The following is a 22,737-nucleotide window of genomic DNA, read 5'->3' on the forward strand; positions in this document are numbered from 1 at the left end:
GTGTCCCCTCCGTCTCCCCCGCGTCCACGGCCGACGGGGCGCGGGGTCACTGCTCGCTGCGGCCTTCGGCGGCCAGTGCGCGGACCGCCTCGGCGAACGCGTCGCCGCGGGCGTTGTAGTTGACGAACATGTCCATCGACGCGCACGCGGGAGCCAGCAGTACGGTATCCCCCTGGCGTGCCAGCGCTCTCGCCTCGCGGACGGCCGAAGCCATCGCCCCAGTGTCGGTGCGGGCCACGTCGGTGACCGGCACATCGGGGGCGTGTCGCGCCAGCGCTTGCCTGATCAGCTCCCGGTCCGCGCCGATGAGGACCACACCGCGCAGCCGCGGCGCCGACCTGGCCACCAGGTCGTCGAAGGTCGCGCCCTTGGCCAGCCCGCCCGCGATCCACACGATCGGTTCGTAGGCGGCCAGCGAGGCCTCGGTGGCGTGGGTGTTGGTGGCCTTGGAGTCGTCGACGTAGGCCACCCCGTCCACGTCGGCGACGTGCGTGATGCGGTGCGCGTCGGGGCTGAAGGCGCGCAGCCCGTCGCGGACGGCCGAGGGCGGCACGCCGAAGGCGCGGGCGAGCGCGGCGGCGGCGAGCGCGTTGGCGATGTTGTGCGGGGCCGGAGGATTGACGTCGCCGACCTCGGCGAGCTCCTGCGCCTGCTGCTGCCGGTCCTCGACGAAGGCCCGGTCGACGAGCACCCCCTCGACCACACCCAGTTGCGAGGGCGCGGGCGTACCGAGCGTGAAGCCGATGGCGCGGGCGCCCTCGACCACGTCGGCCGCGCGCACCAGGTCCTCGGTGCGCGGCGTGGCGTCGGCAGGAGCGTCGGCGTTGTAGACGCAGGCGACCTGGTTGCCCTCGTAGATGCGGCCCTTGGCGGCGGCGTACGCCTCCATCGAACCGTGCCAGTCGAGGTGGTCGGGGGCGAGGTTGAGCACGGCGGCGGAGTGCGGGCGCAGGCTGGGGGCCCAGTGGAGCTGGTAGCTGGACAGCTCGACGGCGAGCACGTCGAGCCCGTCGTAGGGCTCCTCGCCCAGCACCGCGTCGATGAGGGAGACGCCGATGTTGCCGACCGCGGCCGTGCGCAGCCCGGCGGCCCGCAGGACGGCGGCCAGCATCTGCACGGTGGTGGTCTTGCCGTTGGTGCCGGTAACCGCGAGCCACGGCGCGCTGCCGGGCCCGCGCAGCCGCCAGGCCAGCTCCACGTCGCCCCACACCGGGACGCCCGCCTCGGCCGCCGCCTCGAAGAGGGGGCTGGTGGGCTTGAACCCCGGCGTGGTGACGACCAGGTCCGTGCCCTCGGGAAGGGTACGGTCGTCGCCGAGCCGCACGGCGATGCCGAGGGCCTCCAGCTCGGCGGCCTGCCGACGCGGCCCCTCGCCGTCGCCGCCGTTGACCGCCGTGACGCGGGCACCGAGGCGGTGCGCCACCTTGGCCGCGGGCATGCCGCTGACGCCGAGCCCGGCCACCACCACGTGCTTGCCGGACAGCTCCCGCGACAGTGCGGTCGTATCCGCCGTGCTGGTGGAGGTCACGCGCTCGCCACTCCGTGAGGTCACTTGCTGGCCGCCCAGCCCGCGTAGAAGATGCCGACGCCGACGATGGCGCACATGCCCTGGATGATCCAGAACCGCACCACCACAAGGACCTCGGACCACCCCTTGAGTTCGAAGTGGTGCTGGAGCGGCGCCATCTTGAAGACGCGCTTGCCGGTCAGCCTGAAGGAGCCGACCTGGATGACGACGGACATGGTGATGAGCACGAACAGCCCGCCGAGGATGGCCAGCAGCAGCTCGGTGCGCGAGCAGATGGCCAGGCCGGCGAGCGCGCCGCCCAGCGCCAGGGAGCCGGTGTCGCCCATGAAGATCTTCGCCGGGGAGGTGTTCCACCACAGGAAGCCGAAGCAGGCGCCCATCAGCGCGGCGGCGACGACGGCGAGGTCGAGCGGATCCCGTACCTCGTAACAGCCGGGGCCCGCGGTGGCGATGTGCGCGCAGGACTCCTGGTACTCCCACACGCAGATGAACACATAGGCGCCGAAGACCATCACCGAGGCGCCGGTGGCCAGACCGTCGAGACCGTCGGTGAGGTTCACGCCGTTGGACATCGCCAGGATCATGAACAGCGCCCAGACGACGAACAGCACGGGCGGCAGTGCCCAGCCGAAGTCCTGGGTGAAGGAGAGCTTGGTGGAGGCCGGGGTGAGCTCGCGCGCGTTCTCGAAGCTGAGGGCGAGGGCGGCGAAGGCGATACCGACGATGAGCTGCCCGGCCATCTTCGCCTTGGCGCGCAGACCCAGGCTCCGCTGCTTGACGATCTTGATGTAGTCGTCCAGGAAGCCGACCAGGCCCATGCCCGCGAACAGGAAGAGCACCAGCACGCCGGAGAAGGACGGCGGTGCGCCGGTGACCAGCTTGGTGAGCACGTAGGCGAGCAGCGTCGCCAGGATGAAGGCGATGCCGCCCATCGTGGGGGTGCCGCGCTTGCTGTGGTGGTTCTGCGGGCCGTCGTCGCGGATGAACTGGCCGTAGCCCCGCGAGGCGAGCAGCTTGATCAGCAGCGGGGTCCCGACCAGGGACAGGAAGAGTCCGATGACCCCGGAGATAAGGATCTGCCTCATCGGGCGGCGCCTCCGGCCTCGTGCGCCGAACCGGCCGTTCCCTCCAGGAGGGCTGCCGCCACCTTCTCCAGACCCACCGACCTGGAGGCCTTCACCAGTACGACATCCCCCGCGCGCAGTTGCTCACGCAACAGGTCGACGGCCGCCTCAGTGCCGGACACGTGCACCGACTCCTCACCCCACGAACCCTCGTTCTTGGCACCCATGTCGAGCCAGGCGGCCTCCCGGCCTCCGACTGCCACGAGCTTGCTGACGTTGAGCCGGACGGCGAGCCGTCCGATCGCGTCGTGCTCGGCGAGCGAGTCGTCGCCGAGCTCGGCCATCTCACCCAGCACCGCCCAGGTCCGGCCCCCCCGGGCCTTCGCTGCCTGGCCCATGGCGGTCAGCGCGCGCAGCGCGGCCCGCATGGAGTCGGGGTTGGCGTTGTAGGCGTCGTTGACGACCGTGACGCCGTCGGCGCGTTCTGTGACCTCCATCCGCCACCGGGAGAGCGTGCCCGCCGCGGAGAGCGCGTCAGCGATGTCTCCAGCGGGCATGCCCAGTTGGTGGGCGACGGCGGCCGCGGCAAGCGCGTTCGACACGTGGTGCTCACCGTACAGGCGGAGGGTCACGTCCCCGCACCCGGTGGGTGTGTGAAGCGTGAAAGCGGGGGTACCGCGCTCGGACAACCGCACGTTTTCCGCCCGTACGTCCGCTTCGCGATCCTCGCCGAAGAACAGGACGCGGGCCTCGGTGCGCGCGGCCATCGCGCGCACGTACGGATCGTCGGCGTTGAGCACCGCCACTCCCCCGTCGTCCGCGCCGGGCAGCGTCTCCACCAGCTCGCCCTTGGCCTGGGCGATCGCCTCGCGGCCGCCGAACTCACCGATGTGCGCGGTGCCGACGTTGAGGACGACGCCGATCCGCGGCGGTGTCAGCTCGGTGAGGTACCGGATGTGCCCGATACCGCGCGCGCCCATCTCCAGCACCAGGTGCCGGGTCTCCGCCTCGGCACGCAGCGCCGTCAGCGGCAGCCCGATCTCGTTGTTCTGGGAGCCCTCGGGCCACACCGTGGGGCCCAGCCGCGACAGCAGCTGGGCGATGAGGTCCTTGGTACTGGTCTTGCCGCTGGACCCGGTCAGCGCCACCACCTCGGTGCCGAGGGTCTGGACGGTGTGCCGGGCGAGGGCACCGAGGGCGCGGGTGACGTCGTCGACGACGATCGCGGGCACACCGACGGGACGGGTGGCGAGCACGGCGAGCGCGCCCGCTTCGACGGCCGCCGCCGCGAAGTCGTGGCCGTCGGCACGCTCACCGGGGAACGCCGCGAAGAGGGCGCCGGGGCCCACCTGGCGGGAGTCGATCACCACGGGCCCGGTGATCCACGCGTCCTGGTCCGTTATGTCGTGCTGCCGTCCGCCGGTGAGGGCGGCGATCTGGGCGAGGGAGAGGGGGATCATCGGTTCTGGTCGTCTGTCCGGTGGGTCTCGGCGGATGGGGACGGATCGCTGCGCTCAACGGAGGGGGCCTGCGGGGCCGCGGCACACTCGGCGGCCCGCTCGTGGATGGCCGCACTGAGCACCTGGGTGTCGTCGAAGGGCCGCACCACGCCCGCGATGTCCTGGCCCTGCTCGTGTCCCTTGCCCAGGACGAGCACGGTGTCGCCGCTGCCGGCGCGGGCCACGGCCGCGCGGATGGCGGCGGCCCTGTCCTCCTCCAGCAGCACGGTGCCGCGCTCGTACGCGGGGACCTCGGCGGCGCCGCCGAGCATGGTGGCCAGGATCGCCAGCGGGTCCTCCGTGCGGGGGTTGTCCGAGGTGAGCACGGCCGTGTCGGACAGCCGGGCGAGCGCCGCGCCCATGGCGGGGCGCTTGTGCGGGTCGCGGTCGCCACCGCAGCCGAGGACGGCGTGCACCGCGCCGTCGGTGACCTTGCGGACGGCGTAGAGCACCGACTCGACGGCGTCGGGCTTGTGCGCGTAGTCGACGATCGCGAGGTAGTCCTGGCCCGCGTCCACCCGCTGGAGGCGTCCCGGCACGCCGGGCACCTCGCTGATGCCCTCGGCGGCCGTGTGCGGGTCGATGCCGGCGGCCACCAGCGCGGTCAGCGCCGCGAGCGCGTTGGCCACGTTGAAGGGTCCTGCCAGCGGAACGCCCGCGGACACCTGCTGCCCCTCGGGGCCTACGGCCGTGAACGTCGAACCGAACGGGCCGAGCACCACGTCCTGGGCCCGCCAGTCCGCGTCGGGGTGCCCCTCGGCGGAGAAGGTGGTGACGGGGAAGCCCTCCTCCCCCAGTTCGGTCAGCAGCCGGAAGCCGTACTCGTCGTCGAAGTTGACCACCGCGGCCCGCGAGCGGCGCGGCGTGAACAGCTGCCGCTTGGCCTGGAAGTAGTCCTCCATGTCGGGGTGGAAGTCCAGGTGTTCGGGGCTGAGGTTGTTGAACACCCCGATGTCGAAGACGCAGCCGTCCACCCGGCCGAGGACGAGCGCGTGGCTGGAGACCTCCATGGCCACCGCGCCGACACCGCGCTCCCGCATCACCGCGAACAGCGCCTGGAGGTCGGTCGCCTCGGGGGTGGTGCGCTCCGACTTGATCCGCTCGTCGCCGATGCGGGACTCGACGGTGCCGATCAGACCGGTCAGCTCGGCGCCGCCCCGGGCGGGCCGCGCCGCGCCCGGCAGCCCCTTCTCGGCGGCCTTCCGCAGCCCGCCGTCCACCAGGTAGGCGGTCGTCGTCTTGCCCGAGGTGCCGGTGATGCCGATCTGCAGCAGGTCCTCGCCTGGCTTGCCGTAGAGGGTGGCCGCCAGTTCGCCCATACGGCCGCGCGGGTCGGGCACCGTCAGCACCGCGAGCCCCGTGGCCTCGGCGCGGGCCGTGCCGCCCGGGTCGGTGAGCACGGCGACGGCGCCCAGGCTGCGCGCCTGCTCCACGAAGTCGGCGCCGTGCAGCCGGGCGCCCGGCAGTGCGGCGTAGACGTCGCCGGGGCGCACGGCGCGCGAGTCGTGGGTGATGCCGGTGGCGGACACGTCGGTGTCCCCGGTCCCGGTCACGACCGCGTCCGGTGCTTCGGCGTCCAGCAGTCGGGCCAGCTCCGCGAGCGGCACGGGCTCCACCCGCGCGGGGCGGGGCGGCCCGGGGTAGGACTCGGGGGAGGTCTGATCAGCTTGTGGCACGGCGGTGAGCGTACCGGGCGGGGCGGTGGTGCCGCGAAGCGAGGGGCGCGGCGCCGCTTCGGCCACCTGGGGGTTGCACTCGCTGTCAGTGATCGTTCTCACGTGGTGCATGGCTCAGTCGTTCTTGTCCTTCTCCGCGGACACGGGAAGCCGCGCGGACTTGGCCCCCGTCGGGGGGATCTGGAGGGTCTTGAGGGAGAACTTCATGACCTTCTTGTAGACGGGCCCGCACACGTCGCTGCCGAAGTAGCTGCCCTTCTTGGGGTTCTGGACGGCGCAGTAGACGGTGATGCGGGGCTTGTCGGCGGGTGCGAACCCGGCGAAGGAGGAGGTGTAGCCGTGGTAGCGGCCGGTCTTGGGATCCACCCGGTTGGCCGTACCCGTCTTGCCCGCGACGCGGTAGCCGGGGATCTTCGCCGTGGTGCCGGTGCCCTCCATGTCGGAGACGACCGACTCCAGCATCCTGGCCAGCGTCGTGGCGGTCTTCTCGCTGACGACACGGCGCTTGGCGGGCGGTTCGGCGGGCCGGTAGCGCCCGTCGGGGCCCGTGGTGCCGCGGATCAGGCTGGGTTCGATCCGCTGGCCGCCGTTGGCGATGGTCGAGTAGATGGAGGCGGCCTGCACCGCGTTGAGGGACAGGCCCTGCCCGAAGGGGATCGTGTACTGCTGGGAGGCGCTCCAGTTCTCCGGCTTCTCCAGCAGGCCGTTGGTGCCGCCGGGGAAGTCGAGCCCCGTGGGGCGCCCGATGCCGAACTTGCTCAGGTAGCTGTGGAGGACCTTGTTGGCCTGCTTCTGGGTCTTCCCCAGCTGCTCGGTCGCCAGGATGGTGCCGATGTTGCTGGACTTGGCCAGGACGCCGTTGAGCGTCAGGTGCCAGGTGGGGTGGTCGACGTCGTCGGCGAAGGAGCGGTCGGCGCGCTTGAGCCGGTTGGGGACGGTGACCGCGGTGCGCGGAGTGGCCTTGCCCTCCTCCAGCACGGCCGCCATCGACATGACCTTGCTGGTGGAGCCGGGCTCGTAGGCGTCCTGCACGGCCGGGTTGCCGAAGGAGTCCACCGTGGCGCTGCCGATGTCGTTCGGGTCGAACACCGGTGCGCTGGCCATGGAGAGCAACTCTCCCGTGCGGGTGTCCTGGACGATGACGTACCCGCTGTCCGCGTGCGACTTCGCCACCTGGTCGCGGATCGCCTCCTGGGCGGCCCACTGGATGTCACGGTCGAGTGTCAGCTCCACGTCGGCGCCCGGCCGTGGCGCCTGCTCGCGGACGCCGGCCGTGGGAACCTGGCGGCCGCCCGACTGGGCGTAAGTGATCTTGCCGTTGTCGCCGGCGAGCTTCCGGTTGAGCATCGCCTCGACCCCGGCGCCGCCCTTGCCCTCCCGGTTGACGAAGCCGAGGACGGAGGCGGCGAGCTTCTTGTTCGGGTACACGCGCTTGGCGTGCTTCTCCTGGTAGACGCCGGCCAGCACGCCGGGCCCCCCGTCCCCGGCCTTGCCCGCCGCCTTCTCCGCGAGCTCCTGTTTGAGTTTCTTGATCTTCCGCCAGGTCTGCGGGGTCTGCTGGCGGGCCAGCAGCACGTAGCGGGTGTCCGGCTTGGAGAGCTTCTTCACCAGCTCGGCGGGGCTCTTGTCCAGCAGCGGGGCCAGGATCTTGGCGGCGCGCTCGGGGGCGTCGGCGACCTTGGCCTGCTTCGGCGTGAACAGGAACGGGTCGGCGGTGATGTCGTAGGCGTCCACGGTGGTCGCCAGCGCGGAGCCGTCCCGCGCGCTGATGGTGCCGCGCTCGGCCGCCAGCGGCACGGTGATGTACCGGTTGACGGCGGCCTTCTGCGCGTACGCGCCCGCGTCCACGGCCTGCACCTGGAGCAGCCTGGCCGTGAAGACGAGCATGACGAGGGTCAGCGCGACGGCGACCAGCCGCAGCCGGGGCCGCGGGTTCACCAGCCGCAGCGCCTTGGACGTGCCGGCCCCGCCGCCTCGTGGGGGCCGGCCCCCGGTACGCGGTGGGCGCCGCGCGGCGGCCGGGCGGGCGCCCCTGGCCGCGCCCGCGCCGGAGGCGGCGGAGCCGGAAGCGCCACGGGCCGATCCGCTCCGGCCCGAACCGCTCCGGCCCGATCCGGCGTCGCGGTCCGCGGGGTTCCTGGACGAGGGGGTGCGGCCCGGTGTCCTGGACGACGGGGTGCGGCCCGGTTCCCTGCCGCTCGGGCGGGGGACCCGGCGCGGGCCCTGCCCCGCGCCACGGCCCGGTTCGCGGGGGCGCTCGCTCACGGACCCACCTGCCCCGCGCCGGCTTCGCCGGCCTCGCCGCCACCCGGAGTGCCGAGCACGGTGCCGTCGGGGCGCAGGAAGACGGGGTTGCCACCGGGCACCAGGCCGAGTTCGCGGGCCCGGTCCTCCAGGTGGTCGGGGGCGGAGTAGCCGTCCACCTCCTGCTGGAGGGCCTGCTGCCGGTCCGTCAGCTCCTCGGTCTCCTTCTCCAGCTTCGACAGCTGGAAAGAGCCCTTGTTGAGGGAGGCGTTCAGCAGCAGCAGGGCCAGCAGCCCGCTGCCCAGCAGCAGGACGATCAGCAGGACGAAGGGGGTGCGGGCCGCCTGTGCGCTGCCCGCGGGCACCAGTCTGGCCAGGCGCGCGAGGCGCTGCTGTGCGGTCACCTCGCCTCCCGGGGGTCGCTCGTGCGGGTGGTCACGTGGCCTCCCTGATGCGCTGGACGGCCCGGAGCCTGGCCGGGGCGGCCCGGCGGTTCTCGGCGATCTCCTCGTCGGTGGCCTGCTCGGCGCCGCGGGTCAGCAGGCGCAGCCGGGGCTGGTACTGCTCGGGCACCACGGGCAGTCCCGGCGGGGCGGTGTTGGCGGCCCCCGCGGCGAACAGCCGTTTGACCAGCCGGTCCTCCAGCGAGTGGTAGGACATCACGACCATACGGCCGCCCACCGCGAGCGCTTCCAGCGCGGCAGGCAGCGCCCGCTCCAGCACCGCCAGCTCCCCGTTGACCTCGATGCGCAGCGCCTGGAAGGTGCGCTTGGCCGGGTTGCCGCCGGTGCGCTTGGCGGCCTGCGGCAGCGCGTCACGGATCAGTTCGACCAGCCGGGCGCTGCGCGTGAAGGGCTCCTTCTCCCGCTCCCGCACGATGGCCTCGACGATGCGGCGGGCCTGCTTCTCCTCCCCGTAGGTACGCAGGATGCGCACCAGGTCGCCGGGGGCGTAGGTGTTGAGCACCTCGGCGGCGCCAGGGCCCGTCGTCTGGTCCATGCGCATGTCCAGCGGCGCGTCCTGCGCGTAGGCGAAACCCCGCTCCGCCTCGTCCAGCTGGAGGGAGGAGACCCCCAGATCGAACAGGACGCCCTGGATCCGGGGGACGCCGAGGCGCTCCAGCACCTCGGGCAGCTCGTCGTAGACGGCGTGCACCAGCGTCGCCCGGTCGGCGTACGGGGCCAGGCGCTCGCCCGCCAGTTCCAGCGCGGCGGTGTCCCGGTCCAGGCCGATCAGGCGCGCGGCGGGAAAGGTCGACAGCAGGGCCTGGCTGTGGCCACCGAGACCGAGGGTGCAGTCCAGGACGGTCGCGCCGGGCTCGGCCAGCGCGGGAGCGAGCAGGTCCAGCGTGCGCCGGAGCATCACCGGATTGTGCAGTTCGCCCACGGGACGCTCGTTGGTGGTCACTGTGCCCTCTCAGATCTGGCGGGCACCGTGCACGTGCTCCTTGGTCCCCGCCCGCTCGAAGGGGAGTGGCCGCAGCGCCGTGAAACGCCGTCGGCCGGGAGCGGGAGGAGGCCGAGCCGCACGTGCGCGCCCGCGGGCGCGAGGGGAATCGGGGTCCTTGGGGAGCGTTCTTGCCTCCCACTTCGCGTCACTTTAGTCCACTCGTCCCCTCGGTCAACTACGGGACCAGGCGCGTCCCGACAGGGGCTGACACCCGATCCGTGGACGTGTTGCCCGCCGGACGGGTGAGACGGGGCTCCCGCCTGTGTATTACCTCACAACCGGGTGCACCGTTCCCTCTTTCACCCGGCTCCGGGCAGGCCACCCGCGCCGCGGCGGGCTAACGTCATACACATGTCGATATCCGCCCCTCAGTCACCCGAGCCCTCCCTCTCCGCCACCGAGGCCGCCATCGCCGCCAACCAGGCGTACGCGCGCGGCTTCACCGACCCCGGTCTGGGCGCCCGTCCGGCGCGCCAGGTGGCCGTCGTCACCTGCATGGACGCCCGGCTGGACCTGTATCCCGCGCTCGGCATGAACCTGGGCGACTGCCACGTCATCCGCAACGGCGGCGGGGTCGTCACCGACGACGTCATCCGCTCGCTGACCATCAGCCAGCGGGCCCTGGGAACCCGCTCGGTCATGCTCATCCACCACACCACCTGCGGACTGCTCAGCATGACCGAGGACTTCCGCGCCGAGCTGGAGCAGGAAGTGGGCCAGCGCCCCTCCTGGGCCGTCGACTCGTTCCAGGACCTCGACCAGGACGTGCGCCAGTCGATCGAGCGGGTGCGGACCTCGCCGTTCCTGCCGCACCGGGACGACGTACGCGGCTTCGTTTTCGACGTGGCGACGGGCGAGCTGCGCGAGGTCGCGCCGGCCTCGGCCTGAGGCGAACCGTCCGGTCCCACGCCGTCGCGCCCGTCGCGCCGTCGCCCGCAGCTCCGTCGCTGCCGCGCGGCGGGGCGGCGGGGCGGTGGGGCGGCCGGGCGGCCGGGCGGCGGGGCGGCGGGGCGGCCGGGTGACCCCGGGGGGCCCGACCGGCCGGGTTCGGTGCCGGGGATGCCCCCGGAAGAGTGACGGAAGGCCCTGTGGCCGTGAAGAATGAGCAACAGCGCACAATGCAGGGCCAGGTCGAGCGGACGCGAGGGGCGTACGCCCGGGTGGTACGAGCGGGGATGGGGCCGAGGAGGGCCGGTGACGACCTATGACGAACGGGCGAACCTGAGCGAGCTGAGCGCCACGGCGGGCGAGGTGCGCCGCTGTGTCGAGTCGGTGATCGAGGGCAAACCCGAGGCCGTGCGGCTCTCGTTGACGGTGCTGCTCGCCGAGGGGCACCTGCTGATCGAGGACGTGCCCGGCGTCGGCAAGACGATGCTCGCCAAGGCGCTGGCCGCATCGGTCGACTGTTCGGTGCGCCGTATTCAGTTCACCCCCGACCTGCTGCCCTCCGACATCACCGGGGTCAGCGTCTACGACCAGCAGCGCAAGGACTTCGAGTTCAAGCCGGGCGCCGTCTTCGCGCAGGTCGTCATCGGCGACGAGATCAACCGCGCCTCGCCCAAGACGCAGTCCGCGCTGCTGGAGTCGATGGAGGAGCGGCAGGTCACCATCGACGGGAAGTCCTACGAGCTGCCCGACCCGTTCATGGTCGTGGCCACGCAGAACCCGGTCGAGATGGAGGGCACCTATCCGCTGCCCGAGGCCCAGCGCGACCGGTTCATGGCGCGGATCTCCCTCGGCTACCCCAGCCCGTCCGCCGAGCTGGAGATGCTCGACGTGCACGGCAGCGCCTCGCCGCTGGAGGACCTGCAACCGGTGGCGCACGCGCACGACATCGTCAAGCTGATCGAGGTGGTGCGCCGCGTGCACGTCGCGGACGCGGTGCGGCGCTACGCGGTCGAGCTGGTGTCCGCCACCCGCGCGCACCCGGAGCTGCGGCTGGGCGCCTCGCCGCGCGCCACCCTGCACCTGCTGCGCGCCTCCAGAGCGGCGGCCGCGCTGGCCGGGCGCGAGTTCGCGCTGCCCGACGACGTGCAGGCGCTGGCCGTCCCCGTGCTGGCCCACCGCCTGCTGCCGACCGCGCAGGCGCAGTTGAACCGGCGTACGGCGGATCAGGTGGTGGGCGAGATCCTGCAGCGCGTGCCGGTGCCCGCCCTCGGCTCCGGGTCCGGGCACGGGGCGGGTCCGGGTGCCGGCGCCCCGCCCGGCGCCTTCGGGCAGCCGCAGCAGCCGGGCCGGCCGCCGACCGGCGCGGGCGGCCGTCCGCCGGCCGGGCAGCCCCGGGGCTATTGATGACCCACGGACCGCCCCCCGCGGCGCCGCCCGGCGGCCCCGCCTCCGGAGCCGGGCCGTACGGCGGTGCGGGCCCACACCACGGTGCCGGGCCGAACAGCGGTGCCGGGCCGCACGGCGCCCCGGGGGCCGGGCCTTCCCAGGGTGCCCGCGCGGGTGCGGGCCCGGGGGCGGGCGGGAGCGGGGGCGGCGCAGACCCGCGGAGCGGGGACGGTGGCGGAGCGGGCCGCTCCGAGGAGCGCAGGGGCTCGCTGCGCAAGGCGTTCGCCGGGCTGACCACGCGCGGCCGGTCGTTCCTGGCGGCGGGCGTGGCGGCCGCCATCTGCGCGTACGCGCTGGGGCAGGAGGAGTTGCTGCGGGTCGGCGTGCTGCTGGCGGTGCTGCCGCTGGTGTGCGTCCTCGTCCTGCACCGCACCCGCCACCGCGTCACCGGGTACCGCAGGCTGTCCCCCTCGCGGGTGGCGGCGCGCACGGAGACGCGCGTGCACCTGCGCGTCGACAACGTCTCACGGCTGCCCACCGGGCTGCTGATGCTCCAGGACCGGGTGCCCTACGTCCTCGGCCCGCGCCCCCGGTTCGTGCTGGACCGGGTCGAGCCGGGCGGGCGGCGCGAGGTCTCCTACCGGGTGCGCTCGGACATGCGCGGCCGCTACCCGCTCGGGCCGCTCCAGCTGCGGCTGACGGACCCGTTCGGCATGTGCGAGCTGACGCGCTCCTTCAGCACCTTCGACACGCTCACCGTGGTGCCGCCCGTCGAGGGGCTGCCGCCCGTACGGGCCGCTTCGGCGACCGGCGGCTACGGCGAGGGGCGGCAGCGCGCCGTGGCGCTGGCGGGCGACGACGACGTGATTCCGCGCGGCTACCGGCACGGCGACGACCTGCGACGTGTGCACTGGCGTTCGACGGCACGCTACGGCGAGCTGATGGTGCGCCGCGAGGAACAGCCCCAGCAGGCCCGCTGCACCGTGCTGCTCGACACCCGCCGCGCCGCGTTCACCGGCGCGGGACCCGACTCCCCGTTCGAGTGGGCGGTGGCAGGCGCCGCCTCGGTCTGCCTGCACCTGCTGGAGCACGGCTGGTCAGTGCGGCTGCTGACCGACGCGGGCGCCACCGCGCCCACCGCGGAGGGCGGCGGCGCCCTCGCCGACCCCTCGGACATGGCCGGCCTGCTGCTGGACACGCTCGCGGTGGTCGCCCACTCCGAGGAAGCGGGGCTGGCCGGCGCCTACGACGCGCAGCGGCGCGGCGGCGGCGCGGGGAACGAGGGCCTGCTGGTGGCCTTCCTCGGGGCGCTGGACGAGGAGCAGGCGGACACCCTGGCCCGTATGCGGCAGCGCAGCGGACGGGCGGTCGCGTTCCTGGCCGACGCGCCACCCACCGCCTCCGACCCGACCGGCCCATCCGGCCCATCCGGCCCGTCTGCGGAGGCGCCGCTGCGCGTGCTGCGCGAAGCGGGATGGACGGCGCTGCCCGGCGGCCCGGGGGTGGCGTTGCCCGCGCTGTGGCAGGAGGCCGACGCGCAGAGCGCGAGAGTGCGCGAGTGACGCGCGTCAGGGGCGGACGGGGCGAGGGCGACGGGTTTGAGAGGACGCAGGGCGCGCGAGCAGGAAGCGGCGCCAGGGTGCGCGGCGGCGCCAGAGCGCGAAGGGCGCGAGTGGCATGAGAGGGCGGATGTGAAGAGGGGGCGGACGTGATGAGCGGACGGGGACGGCTGGCCGTCTGTGCCGCGCTGGCCACACTGGCCGCGGCCTGTGCACTGCTGCCGCTGGTGGACCCCGCGACCTGGCTGCTCCAGGCCGCGCTGCTGGTCGCCGTGCAGACGGGAGTGGGCGCGGCCGCCCGTCGCGTGCCGCTGGCCCGCCCCGTGACCGTGCTGCTGCAGTGCGTCGTCTCGGTGCTGCTGCTCACCGTGCTCTTCGCCCGCGCGTACGCACCGGCCGGTTTCCTGCCCTCCCCCTGGGTCTTCGTCCAGTTCGCCGACCTGCTGACCCAGGGCGCGGAGGACGTGAGCCGGTACGCGATCCCCGCGCCCGTCACGGACGGGATCCGGCTGATGCTCGTCGGCGGCGTACTCGCCGTCGGCCTGCTGGTGGACATACTGGCCGTCACCTACCGCAGCGCCGCCCCCGCCGGGCTGCCCCTGCTGGCCCTCTACTCGGTCGCCGCAGGGCTCTCCCAGGGCGGCGCCCGCTGGCTGTGGTTCCTGTGCGCCGCCTCCGGCTACCTGCTGCTCCTGCTCGCCGAGGGCCGGGAGCGGCTCTCCCAGTGGGGCCGCCTGTTCTCCGACAGGTCGCGCCCCGGCTCGGCGCCCGACCGGCCCGGCGGGGCCGTGGCGCCCGTCCGCACCGGGCGCAGGATCGGCGTACTGGCACTGGGGCTGTCACTCGTGGTGCCGCTCGCGCTGCCCTCGCTGAGCGGCGGACTGCTGGACGCCGCGGGCGGCGGTGACGGCGGCGGCCGGAAGGGCGGCGGCACCGTCTCCGCCGTCAATCCGCTGGTCGCCCTCCAGGACAGCCTCAACCAGCCCGAGAAGCGCACCGCGCTCGTCTACGCGACGGACAGCGAGGAGACGCAGGACCTCTACATGCGCATCGTCGCGCTGGACAAGTTCGACGGCTCCGCGTGGAAACCGTCCGAACGGCGCATCGGCGAGATCCCCGACCCCATGCCCACCCCGCAGGGCCTCTCCCCGGGCGTACGGGCCACGAAGGTGCGCAGCACCATCAAGGCGGCCAAGTGGTACGCGCAGGACTGGCTGCCCATGCCCTTCCCCGCCAACCGGGTGAAGGCCGAGGGCAAGTGGCGCTTCGAACCCGAGGGGCGCACCCTGGTCGGCTACGACGGCCAGACCACCCGGGATCTGCGCTACCAGGTCGAGAGCCTCCAGGTGCGGCCGACCGCCGAACAGCTGCGCAACGCGCCCGAACCGCCCGCCGACCTCGAACGCGAGTACACCGCCGTCCCCGACTCGCTGCCCGACGTCGTGCGCGAGACCGCCGCCAAGGTCACCCGCGGCGCGGAGGACGACTACGACCGCGCGGTACGGCTCCAGGACTGGTTCGCCGAGGACGGCGGGTTCACCTACGACACCGAGGTGCGGGCCGGCAGCGGCACCGCCGCCATCGCCAACTTCCTGGAGCAGAAGGAGGGCTTCTGCATCCACTTCTCCTTCGCGATGGCGTCCATGGCGCGCACCCTCGGCATCCCCGCACGGGTCGCCGTCGGCTTCACGCCCGGCACGGCGCGCGGCGACGGCAAGATGGAGGTCGGCCTCCAGGACGCCCACGCCTGGCCCGAGCTGTACTTCGAGGGGGTGGGCTGGACCCGGTTCGAGCCGACGCCGACCCGCGGCACCACCCCCTCCTACGCGCAGCCGGACGCACCCGACGTCGACGAGAACCCGGGCGAGCAGCTGCCCGACCGCGGCCAGAACGACCAGCCCTCCACCAACCCCTCGCAGCCGGACGCGTGCACCCCGCAGGAGAAGCGGGCCGACCCCGAGTGCGGTCTGGCGGCGCCGCCACCCGACGCGGGCAACCGCGACGGCGGCATCCCCGTGGGCGCCCTCGCCGGGATCTTCGCCGCGGCGCTCGCGGTGGTCGCGCTGCTGTTGCTGCCGATGCTGCTGCGGCTGCGCAGACGCGCCCGCAGGCTGCGGCCCAGGACCGCCGTCGACCCCGCGACCGTGACGGCCTGCGTCCTCGACGCCTGGCAGGAACTGATCGACACCGGGTGGGACCTGGGTATCGTCCCGCAGGACTCCGCGACCCCGCGCAACGCCGCCGCGCGGCTGGCCCGGATCGGTCAGCTGCCCCCCGCCGGGGCGGACGCGGCGCACCGGGTGGCGCTCGCCGTGGAACAGGTCCTCTACGCGCCGGTGCCCCGGGCGACCCCGGGCCTGCCCGACGACGTACGCCGGGTGCGCGAGGACCTGCGGGCCGCCGCCCCCCGTGTGCTGCGGGCCCGCGCCCTGTTGCTCCCCGCGTCCACGGCGCGGCTGCGGGCCGCAGCGGTGCAGCGCGTCCGCGCCCTGGGCACCCGCTGGACCCGGGCGCTCCGCCTCCGGCCCGCCAAGTGAGCGGATAGCCGCCTCGCGGCGCGCGCCTCGTCCCGGGTCCTCGGATGCGACCGGGCCCGCGGGGCGACCGGGCCAGGCGGGGTTGCCACGCGCGCCGTACCAGCCGGTCGGTACGGCGCGGGCGTTCGTGTCCCGCACATCAGGGCCGAACGGCAAGGCGGGCAGCAGCGGCATGGGCGGCACGGGCAGGCGATACCGGGGGCCGGCTTCGGGCCGGTCACCTCAGCGGCACTGCCCGGGCCTTGTCCGGGCACGCGGCGCCTGGAGGGCCGGGCGGGCCGGGGCTGCCCGGGTACGGGAGCGCGTGGGCGGGGCCCCGCCCACGCGGGGCGAAGGTCACGCCACGGGGCTGTGCCGGGGGCCACCGCCCGGCTTCCGTCCGGAGGCAGGCGGAGGCTTGCGGCCGGTGGCAGAGGTATGCGGTGGTGACGAGGAGGGGACGGAACGCGTGGTCAGTGCTGCCCTTCGTCGCGGCGACGCTGCCAGCGCTCCTCGATCCGGGTCATCATCGACCTGCGGGCCCGTGGCTGCTGCCGGCGCGGGGAGCCCTGCGAGGTCTGCCCCTGATCCTGGCCCTGGCTCTGGCCCTCGCCCTGCTTGGGGGCTTTCCGCCAGCTGGTCACAGCGAGGACGGCGCAGCCCAGCATCACGAGGAAGCCGACGACGCTGATCCAGATCTGCTGAGCGACCATTCCGGCCATGAGGAGCGCGATACCCACCAGAAAGCCCGCCACCGCTTGGTAGACCCGCTTGCGGGTGTACCGGCGCAGCTCACTTCCCTCGAGCGCTGTCGCGAACTTGGGATCTTCGGCGTACAGCGCTCGCTCCATCTGCTCGAGCATCCGCTGCTCGTGCTCAGAGAGCGGCACGGAGTCCTCCTACTCGTCGGTCGCGGGGGCGACCGGGTGCGACTCTTCAAGGATAGGCAGGGAATCGCCCCCGTGAAACCCGCCCCTCTACGCCAGTTCCTCCCACCACACCCGACATGACGGACGAGGGTGCCCGGGGTGTGTTCCGTACATTCCCGCGCCACCTTTCCGCCATGCCGGACGGTGTACCCCGATCATACGGCGGGTAGCCGCTGATCGGGCGGCCGAGAACGAGGCGGAACCACGCGGCGCGGCCGGACCGTGAGGAGCGGGCGACGCGCCCCGGCCGGGAGGACCGGCGGCTCGGATGCCGAAGCGACGGCCACACGGCGCGGCGCGACGGCGGACAGGCGCCGAGCGGAGCGCTCAGCCGGGCGCACCCGGCGTCGCCCGGGGCGGCACCTCCGCCAGTACGTGCAGCTGGCTGGCCACCGACTGGAAGTCGGGCAGCTCCGCCGCGGTCGCCTCCAGCCTGGCGAGGGCCTCCAGCGCGTCCGGCTCGGTGTCCACGAGCGCGCCGGGCACCAGATCGGCGAAGACGCGCACGCCGTGGACGGAGATGACCTCAAGACCGGTGCCGGTGACCAGCGCGGTGAGCTGTTCGGGGGTGAAGCGGCGGGGCATGGGGTCGCTGTCCCCCCACCGGCCGCCCGGGGAGGTGAGGGCGTGCCGCGCCTCGGTGAAGTGCCCGGCCAGCGCGCGGGCCAGCACGGCTCCGCCGAGCCCGGACGCCAGCACGCTCAGGGTGCCGCCCTCGGGCCGCAGCGCCGCGACGGTGTTGCGCAGCCCCTCGGCGGGGTCGTCCACGTACTCCAGGACGCCGTGGCAGAGCACCACGTCGTAGCCGCCGCGCTCGGCGACGTCGAAGAGGCCGCGCACATCGCCCTGCACGCCCCGTACGCGCTCGGCGACACCCGCCTCGGCGGCGCGGCGCTCCAGCGCGAAGAGCGCGTTGGGGCTCGGGTCGACCACGGTGACCCGGTGTCCGAGGCGGGCGACGGGCACCGCGAAGTTCCCGGTGCCGCCACCGGTGTCGAGCACGTCCAGCTCCGTGCGGCCCGAGAGTTTGGCGCGCTGGTCGAGAGCGCCTCGCAGCACGTCCCAGACCACTGCTGTACGGAGGGTTGCGCTCGGGCGGGACATGCGGCTGCTCCTCGGCTCTGTGACGGGCAGCCCCCACCCTATTGCCTCGGACGTCGGCGCTCCGTCCGGCGGGGCCCTCGGACCGGCAGGTCCGAGGGCCGCGGGGGTGCACGGGTGCGCGGGGGCGTGCCTCATCCCGCGCGCCGGTCGCCCGGGTGTCCCCCGCCGGCGTGCGGCTCGTCGGCGGGGGCGGTGCGGGGCCTGGGCAGCGCGGGCTGGGAGACGAGCATGCGCTCGACCAGGCGCAGGAACATTCCGGCGTGGTGGACGAGCTCGTCGGCCTCCTGCCTGCTGGCGGCCCCGGCTATCCCCGCCTCGGCGCGGGCCCGGCGCGGGGCGCCCGAGGCGAACAGGGCGCTCCACTCGGCGAGTTCGGGGGCGACTTCCGGCAGGACCTCCCAGGCGCTGCGGATCGCGGGGCGCCGTGGGCGGCGTGCGGCGCCGCCCCGGCGGGCGGGCTCCGGCTCGGGCCGGCCGCGGACGGCGAGCACGGCGGCCGCCGTGCGCAGGGCCGCGAGGTGGGCGGCGGCGTAGCACTCGTTGGCCGTCTCGCTCTCGGCGGCCTCGTCGAGCCCGTGCTGCGCCTGGGCGAGCAGGTCCAGCGCGGCGGGCGGAGCGGTGGCGCGGCGGAGCACCGGGTGGATGTCCTCGGCGGCACCTGCCCGGCCGGCTGTGCCGTGGTGGCGGGTGGAGGGCGTGGTCGGCTGCGGGGGCGCGGGGCGCGCTCCCCGAGAAGGTCGCGTCACGTGAATCAACCTCCCGTCGGTCGAAGCCGGTTCGACGAACCGGTCGTATGTGCACATCGTGGCGCATGGCACTGACAATCCACGCTGACCTGCGCAAACAGCCCGCAACCCGGGAGCGGGGGCGGTCCGATTGGCCCGCCGGGCACCGACTGCGGCATACTTTGAACTGACCGGTCAGTTCAAATTGTCGAGGACAGGTCGCGTGCCGCGCCGCGGACGCGCGACGGGCAGCGGGAGGTGCCGTGACACAGCTGCGGGGAGCCGCCGTCTCGGCGGCGGACTTCGGGCTCGACGGGCCGCGCGGTCCCGTCTTCGCGGGGGTCGGCTTCGCGGCAGAGGCGGGCTCGCTGATCGCCGTCACGGGCCCTTCGGGGTCGGGCCGCACCTGCCTGCTGCTCGCGCTGACAGGCCGGATGAAGGCCGGGCACGGGCACGCGAAGGTCGCGGGGCACCCGCTGCCGCGGCGGATGGCGGCCGTCCGGCGCCTGACCGCCCTGGGCCAGGTCCCGGGCGTCAACGACCTGGATCCCGCGCTCACCGTCACCGAGCAGCTGCGCGAACGCGTGCTGCTGCGGCGGCGCTTCGGCGGCCCGCTGCGCTCGCTGCTGCGCACCCGCCGGGAGCGCGCCGCCGCGAGCCGGGAGCAGCTCGAAGCGGCCCTGGCCACCGCGGGCCTGGACCTGGACACGTTGCCCAGGGGTGGCCGTACGGCCGTACGGGATCTGGAGCGCCTGGAGGAGCTGCGACTGTCGGTGGCGCTCGCCCTGCTGGGCGAGCCCGGGCTGCTGGCCGTCGACGACCTCGATCTCAAGCTGTCCGAGGCCGAACGCGAGGCCGCCTGGGCGCTGCTGCGCGGGGTGGCGGACACGGGCGTCACGGTGCTCGCGGTGTGCAGCGAGCCACCCGGCGAGGGCGCCGTGGTGGTCCGCACCCGTACCGGCGACGGGGAAGCCGGTGCCCGGGCGGGCGGCGACCAGGCGTCCGGCGGCAAGGCAGCCGGGGGCCGGACAGGCGGCGACCGGGCGGACGGCGACCAGTCGAGCGGCGACCAGGAAGCCGAGCGGGAGACGGACAAGGAGGGGGCCGCCGATGCGATCGCCAAGGCTGGCCGCGCTTGAGCTGAAGCGGTTCGGCAGGGGCCGGCTGCCGCGCGCGGCGATGGCCGCGATGCTGCTGCTGCCGCTGCTGTACGGCGCGCTGTACCTGTGGTCGTTCTGGGACCCGTACGACCGTCTGGACAAGATCCCGGTCGCGCTGGTGAACGAGGACCAGGGCGCCACCGCCGGGGGCAAGAAGATCACCGCGGGCGACGACATCGTCCGCGGACTGCACGGCAGCGACTCGTTCGACTGGCGTCAGACGAGCGCGAAGGACGCGCGCGAGGGCGTCGAGGACGGGCGGTACTACCTGTCGCTGACCGTGCCGAAGGACTTCAGCGAGCGGGTCTCCTCCAGCTCCGGGGACTCCCCCGTCACGGGCGCTTTGAAGGTGCGCACGAACGACGCGAACAACTACATCGTCGGGCAGCTCTCCCGCACCGTCTTCTCCGAGGTGCGGGCCAGTGCCTCCAGCAAGGTCTCGCGCGGCTTCTACGACAACATCTACCTCTCGTTCTCCACCCTGCACGGCAAGACGGCGGACGCCGCCAAGGGCGCGGACGATCTCGGCGACGGCATCGGCGAGGCCAAGGAGGGCGCGGGCAGGCTCAAGGGCGGGCTCGGCGAGGCCGAAGGGGGCAGCGGCAGCCTCAAGGACGGCACCGCGACGCTGCACGAGGGCGCCGGCACGCTCGCCTCGGGCGCGGGGCAGGTCGCCGAGGGCACCCAGAAGCTGGCCGACAAGGTGAACGGCGCGGCCGGCGCCGTACGCCCCTACCTGGACGAGCACAGCGGCGACATCGGCAAGGCCGCCCGCGGGGTCGCCCGGACGAGCGAGACGCTCAAGAAGAACCTCGGCAAGCTGCCCGACGCGGCCCGGCGCGCCAAGACGGACTCGCGCGAGGCCGCCGACGCCCTCTCGACGCTGTATGAGAACCGGTGCGGCAAGGACACCGGTGGCGCCGGCGCCACCGGCGCACCGACGCCGAAGGGGCCGTCAGCCGACCCGTCCACCGCTCCGTCCGCCGGGCCCACCGCTCCGTCCGCCGGGCCGTCGGACGGCGCGTCGCCGGGGCCCTCCGAAGGGGCCAGGAGCGGTACGCCGAAGGACCCCGCCGCGGAGTCCTGCCCGCAGCTGAGGAAGGCCGCCGACGCGGCCGAGCGGTCCGCCACGATCGCCGCGAAGGTCGACGGGTACGTCAAGAACGAGAAGCACCTCGACGAGCTCGGCGGCCACCTCGACGACCTCGGTACGGCGGCCACCGCGCTGGCCGACCGCGCCCCGCACCTCACCCAGGACGTGGACGCGGCCGTACGGCAGATCAACAAGCTCAACAGGGGCGCCCACGCGGTCTCCACGGGGGCGCACACGCTCCAGACGGGGCTGGGCACCGCCAAGGACGGGGCGGCCACCCTCGACACCGGGCTCGGCAAGCTGTCCGACGGTGCCGCAAGCCTCGACGGGGGGCTGTTCAAGCTGGCGGACGGCTCGGGGAAGCTGGCAGGCGGCCTGCACGACGGCGTGAAGCAGATACCCGATCTGGGCCACAAGGAGCGCGACGCGCGGACGGGCGTGATGGCCGACCCGGTCGGCCTGGCCTCGGACGCGGCGCACGCGGCGCCCAACTACGGCACGGGTTTCGCGCCGTACTTCATCCCGCTGTCCCTGTGGGTCGGCGCCATGGTCGCCTACATGCTGCTCCAGCCGCTCAACAAGCGGGCGCTGGCGGCCGGGGCGCCCGGCTGGCGGATCGCGCTGGCGGGCTGGCTGCCGGTGGCCGCGATCGGGGTGGCGCAGGTGGCCGCGCTGATGAGCGTGCTGCACTGGGCGCTGGGGCTCCAGATGGCGCGCGGCGCGGCCACGGTGGGCTTCCTGCTGCTGGTGACGGCGTGCTTCACCGCGCTCGTGCAGTTCCTCAACGCCCGGTTCGGGCCCGCGGGCAGGATCCTCGTCCTGGCGATGCTGATGCTCCAGCTGACCTCTGCGGGCGGCACGTACCCGATCCAGACCAGCCCCGGCTTCTTCAACGCGCTGCACCCCTTCCTGCCCATGAGTTACGTGGTGGACGGGTTGCGCCACCTGATCACCGGCGGTCAGCTGTGGCCCGTGTGGCGGGCGTGCCTGGTGCTGCTCGCGTTCGCGGTCGGCGCCCTCGCGCTGACGGCGCTCACCGCGCGCCGCAAGCAGGTGTGGACGCTGGAGCGGCTCCGCCCGGAGATCTCGCTGTGAGGCCCGTGGACGGGCGCAGTGGGGACCGGAAACGGGTCCCGCGCCGCCCGGGAGCGGGTGCCGCGCGGGCGGGGCGCCCCGCCCGGCGGAGGAGAATGACCGCATGACGAGTGCCCGCACCACCAGTTCACGCAGCCGCAACGCCACCCGGGACAAGCTCTTCCAGGCGGCGGTGACCCTCATCGCCGAGCAGGGGTTCTCCTCCACCACGGTGGAGGAGATCGCCGAACGGGCCGGGGTCGCCAAGGGCACGGTCTACTACAACTTCGCCAGCAAGACCGAGCTGTTCGAGGAGCTGCTGCGGCACGGGGTGGAACTGCTCACCACCGACCTGCGGCAGGCCGCCGAGCGGACCGCGGAGCGGGGCGGCGGCCGGGTGGACGCGCTCGACGCCATGGTCCGCGCCGGCCTGGTGTTCATCGACCACTACCCGGCCTTCACCCAGCTGTACGTGGCCGAACTGTGGCGCACGGGGCGCGCCTGGAACGACACCCTGCTGATGGTGCGCCAGGAGGCCGTCGCCGTGGTGGAGAGCGTGCTGCGGGCCGGGGTCGCCGAGGGCGAGCTCAGCGAGGAGATCGACGTCCAGCTCACGGCGGCCGCGCTCGTGGGCATGGTGCTGGTCGCCGCGCTCGACTGGAAGGCCTTCCAGCCCGAGCGCTCACTCGAAGACGTCCACGCGGCCCTTTCCCTGCTGCTCCAGGGCCGCGTCGCCGGCCACCCCCGCTGAGGCACGCGCCGGGTCGGCAACCGCTCAGCGCACCTCTTGGCTGCCCGTTCCCGGGAGGGCGAACGGTCTCGTTCCGCGGCCCCGTGTCAGCG

The 22,737-nt window shown here is 74.0% G+C and carries 17 protein-coding genes; 7 read left to right on the plus strand and 10 right to left on the minus strand.

From position 1 onward, the window contains the following. Positions 1–46: 46 nt before the first annotated feature. From murD to rsmH, 7 genes are all read right to left on the minus strand, one after another. Complete coding sequence (gene murD / locus MMF93_RS08535) at positions 47–1,438, minus strand: UDP-N-acetylmuramoyl-L-alanine--D-glutamate ligase (RefSeq protein ID WP_242757375.1); 1,392 nt, start codon at positions 1,436–1,438, stop codon at positions 47–49. A 110-nt stretch (positions 1,439–1,548) separates the two neighbouring features. Next, positions 1,549–2,613, minus strand: coding sequence for a phospho-N-acetylmuramoyl-pentapeptide-transferase (mraY, locus tag MMF93_RS08540; RefSeq protein WP_114022727.1), 1,065 nt, complete (start codon positions 2,611–2,613; stop codon positions 1,549–1,551). Beyond that, complete coding sequence (locus MMF93_RS08545; RefSeq protein WP_242750598.1) at positions 2,610–4,052, minus strand: UDP-N-acetylmuramoyl-tripeptide--D-alanyl-D-alanine ligase; 1,443 nt, start codon at positions 4,050–4,052, stop codon at positions 2,610–2,612. Before MMF93_RS08545 ends, mraY begins: the two co-directional genes overlap by 4 nt. Then, positions 4,049–5,869 carry a UDP-N-acetylmuramoyl-L-alanyl-D-glutamate--2,6-diaminopimelate ligase gene (locus MMF93_RS08550; protein WP_423835376.1) on the minus strand — a complete coding sequence of 607 codons (1,821 nt, stop codon included), beginning with the start codon at positions 5,867–5,869 and terminating at the stop codon, positions 4,049–4,051. The genes MMF93_RS08545 and MMF93_RS08550 overlap by 4 nt, the downstream gene beginning before the upstream one ends. A gap of 12 nt (positions 5,870–5,881) precedes the next feature. Then, on the minus strand, positions 5,882–8,032 hold the full coding sequence (locus MMF93_RS08555; protein WP_242750600.1) for a peptidoglycan D,D-transpeptidase FtsI family protein: 2,151 nt from the start codon (positions 8,030–8,032) through the stop codon (positions 5,882–5,884). Next, positions 8,029–8,415 carry a cell division protein FtsL gene (ftsL, locus tag MMF93_RS08560; RefSeq protein ID WP_242750601.1) on the minus strand — a complete coding sequence of 129 codons (387 nt, stop codon included), beginning with the start codon at positions 8,413–8,415 and terminating at the stop codon, positions 8,029–8,031. Before ftsL ends, MMF93_RS08555 begins: the two co-directional genes overlap by 4 nt. A gap of 31 nt (positions 8,416–8,446) precedes the next feature. After that, positions 8,447–9,373, minus strand: a complete 927-nt coding sequence (rsmH, locus tag MMF93_RS08565; RefSeq protein WP_242757377.1) for a 16S rRNA (cytosine(1402)-N(4))-methyltransferase RsmH — start codon at positions 9,371–9,373, stop codon at positions 8,447–8,449. Between the two features lie 438 nt (positions 9,374–9,811). On the opposite strand from rsmH, the gene MMF93_RS08570 reads away from it, so the two are divergent. The 4 genes from MMF93_RS08570 (at position 9,812) to MMF93_RS08585 (ending at position 15,830) form a co-directional block, all read left to right on the plus strand. Continuing rightward, positions 9,812–10,348 (plus strand): beta-class carbonic anhydrase, encoded by a 537-nt coding sequence (locus MMF93_RS08570; protein ID WP_242750602.1) that lies wholly within the window; start codon positions 9,812–9,814, stop codon positions 10,346–10,348. 306 nt (positions 10,349–10,654) lie between these two features. Further along, entirely contained in the window at positions 10,655–11,752 is a 1,098-nt protein-coding gene (locus MMF93_RS08575; protein ID WP_242750603.1) for an AAA family ATPase, read from the plus strand. Next, positions 11,752–13,296: a DUF58 domain-containing protein gene (locus tag MMF93_RS08580; protein ID WP_242750604.1), complete on the plus strand. Its 1,545-nt coding sequence runs from the start codon at positions 11,752–11,754 to the stop codon at positions 13,294–13,296. Before MMF93_RS08575 ends, MMF93_RS08580 begins: the two co-directional genes overlap by 1 nt. A 149-nt stretch (positions 13,297–13,445) precedes the next feature. Further along, positions 13,446–15,830: a transglutaminase TgpA family protein gene (locus tag MMF93_RS08585; RefSeq protein WP_242750605.1), complete on the plus strand. Its 2,385-nt coding sequence runs from the start codon at positions 13,446–13,448 to the stop codon at positions 15,828–15,830. 452 nt (positions 15,831–16,282) lie between these two features. Here MMF93_RS08585 and MMF93_RS08590 read toward each other — a convergent pair whose 3' ends face one another. The 3 genes from MMF93_RS08590 to MMF93_RS08600 form a co-directional block, all read right to left on the minus strand. Then, the gene (locus tag MMF93_RS08590; protein WP_242750606.1) at positions 16,283–16,699 is read right to left on the minus strand and encodes a DUF3040 domain-containing protein; all 417 of its coding nucleotides are present in this window, start codon (positions 16,697–16,699) and stop codon (positions 16,283–16,285) included. Positions 16,700–17,065: 366 nt separating this feature from the next. Continuing rightward, entirely contained in the window at positions 17,066–17,842 is a 777-nt protein-coding gene (locus MMF93_RS08595) for a methyltransferase (protein ID WP_242750607.1), read from the minus strand. Positions 17,843–17,973: 131 nt separating this feature from the next. Next, positions 17,974–18,588: an SAV_6107 family HEPN domain-containing protein gene (locus MMF93_RS08600; RefSeq protein WP_423835377.1), complete on the minus strand. Its 615-nt coding sequence runs from the start codon at positions 18,586–18,588 to the stop codon at positions 17,974–17,976. 242 nt (positions 18,589–18,830) lie between these two features. Between MMF93_RS08600 and MMF93_RS08605 the strand changes: the two genes are divergently transcribed. The 3 genes from MMF93_RS08605 (at position 18,831) to MMF93_RS08615 (ending at position 22,645) form a co-directional block, all read left to right on the plus strand. After that, entirely contained in the window at positions 18,831–19,706 is an 876-nt protein-coding gene (locus MMF93_RS08605) for an ATP-binding cassette domain-containing protein (protein WP_242750608.1), read from the plus strand. Beyond that, positions 19,678–21,915 carry a YhgE/Pip domain-containing protein gene (locus MMF93_RS08610; protein WP_242750609.1) on the plus strand — a complete coding sequence of 746 codons (2,238 nt, stop codon included), beginning with the start codon at positions 19,678–19,680 and terminating at the stop codon, positions 21,913–21,915. Before MMF93_RS08605 ends, MMF93_RS08610 begins: the two co-directional genes overlap by 29 nt. Before the next feature lie 103 nt (positions 21,916–22,018). Then, a complete protein-coding gene (locus tag MMF93_RS08615; RefSeq protein ID WP_242750610.1) occupies positions 22,019–22,645 on the plus strand; it encodes a TetR/AcrR family transcriptional regulator in 627 nt (208 codons plus the stop codon). Positions 22,646–22,737 lie beyond the last annotated feature (92 nt).

Source organism: Streptomyces tubbatahanensis (assembly GCF_022699385.1).
GTDB classification, from domain to species: Bacteria; Actinomycetota; Actinomycetes; order Streptomycetales; family Streptomycetaceae; genus Streptomyces; species Streptomyces diacarni.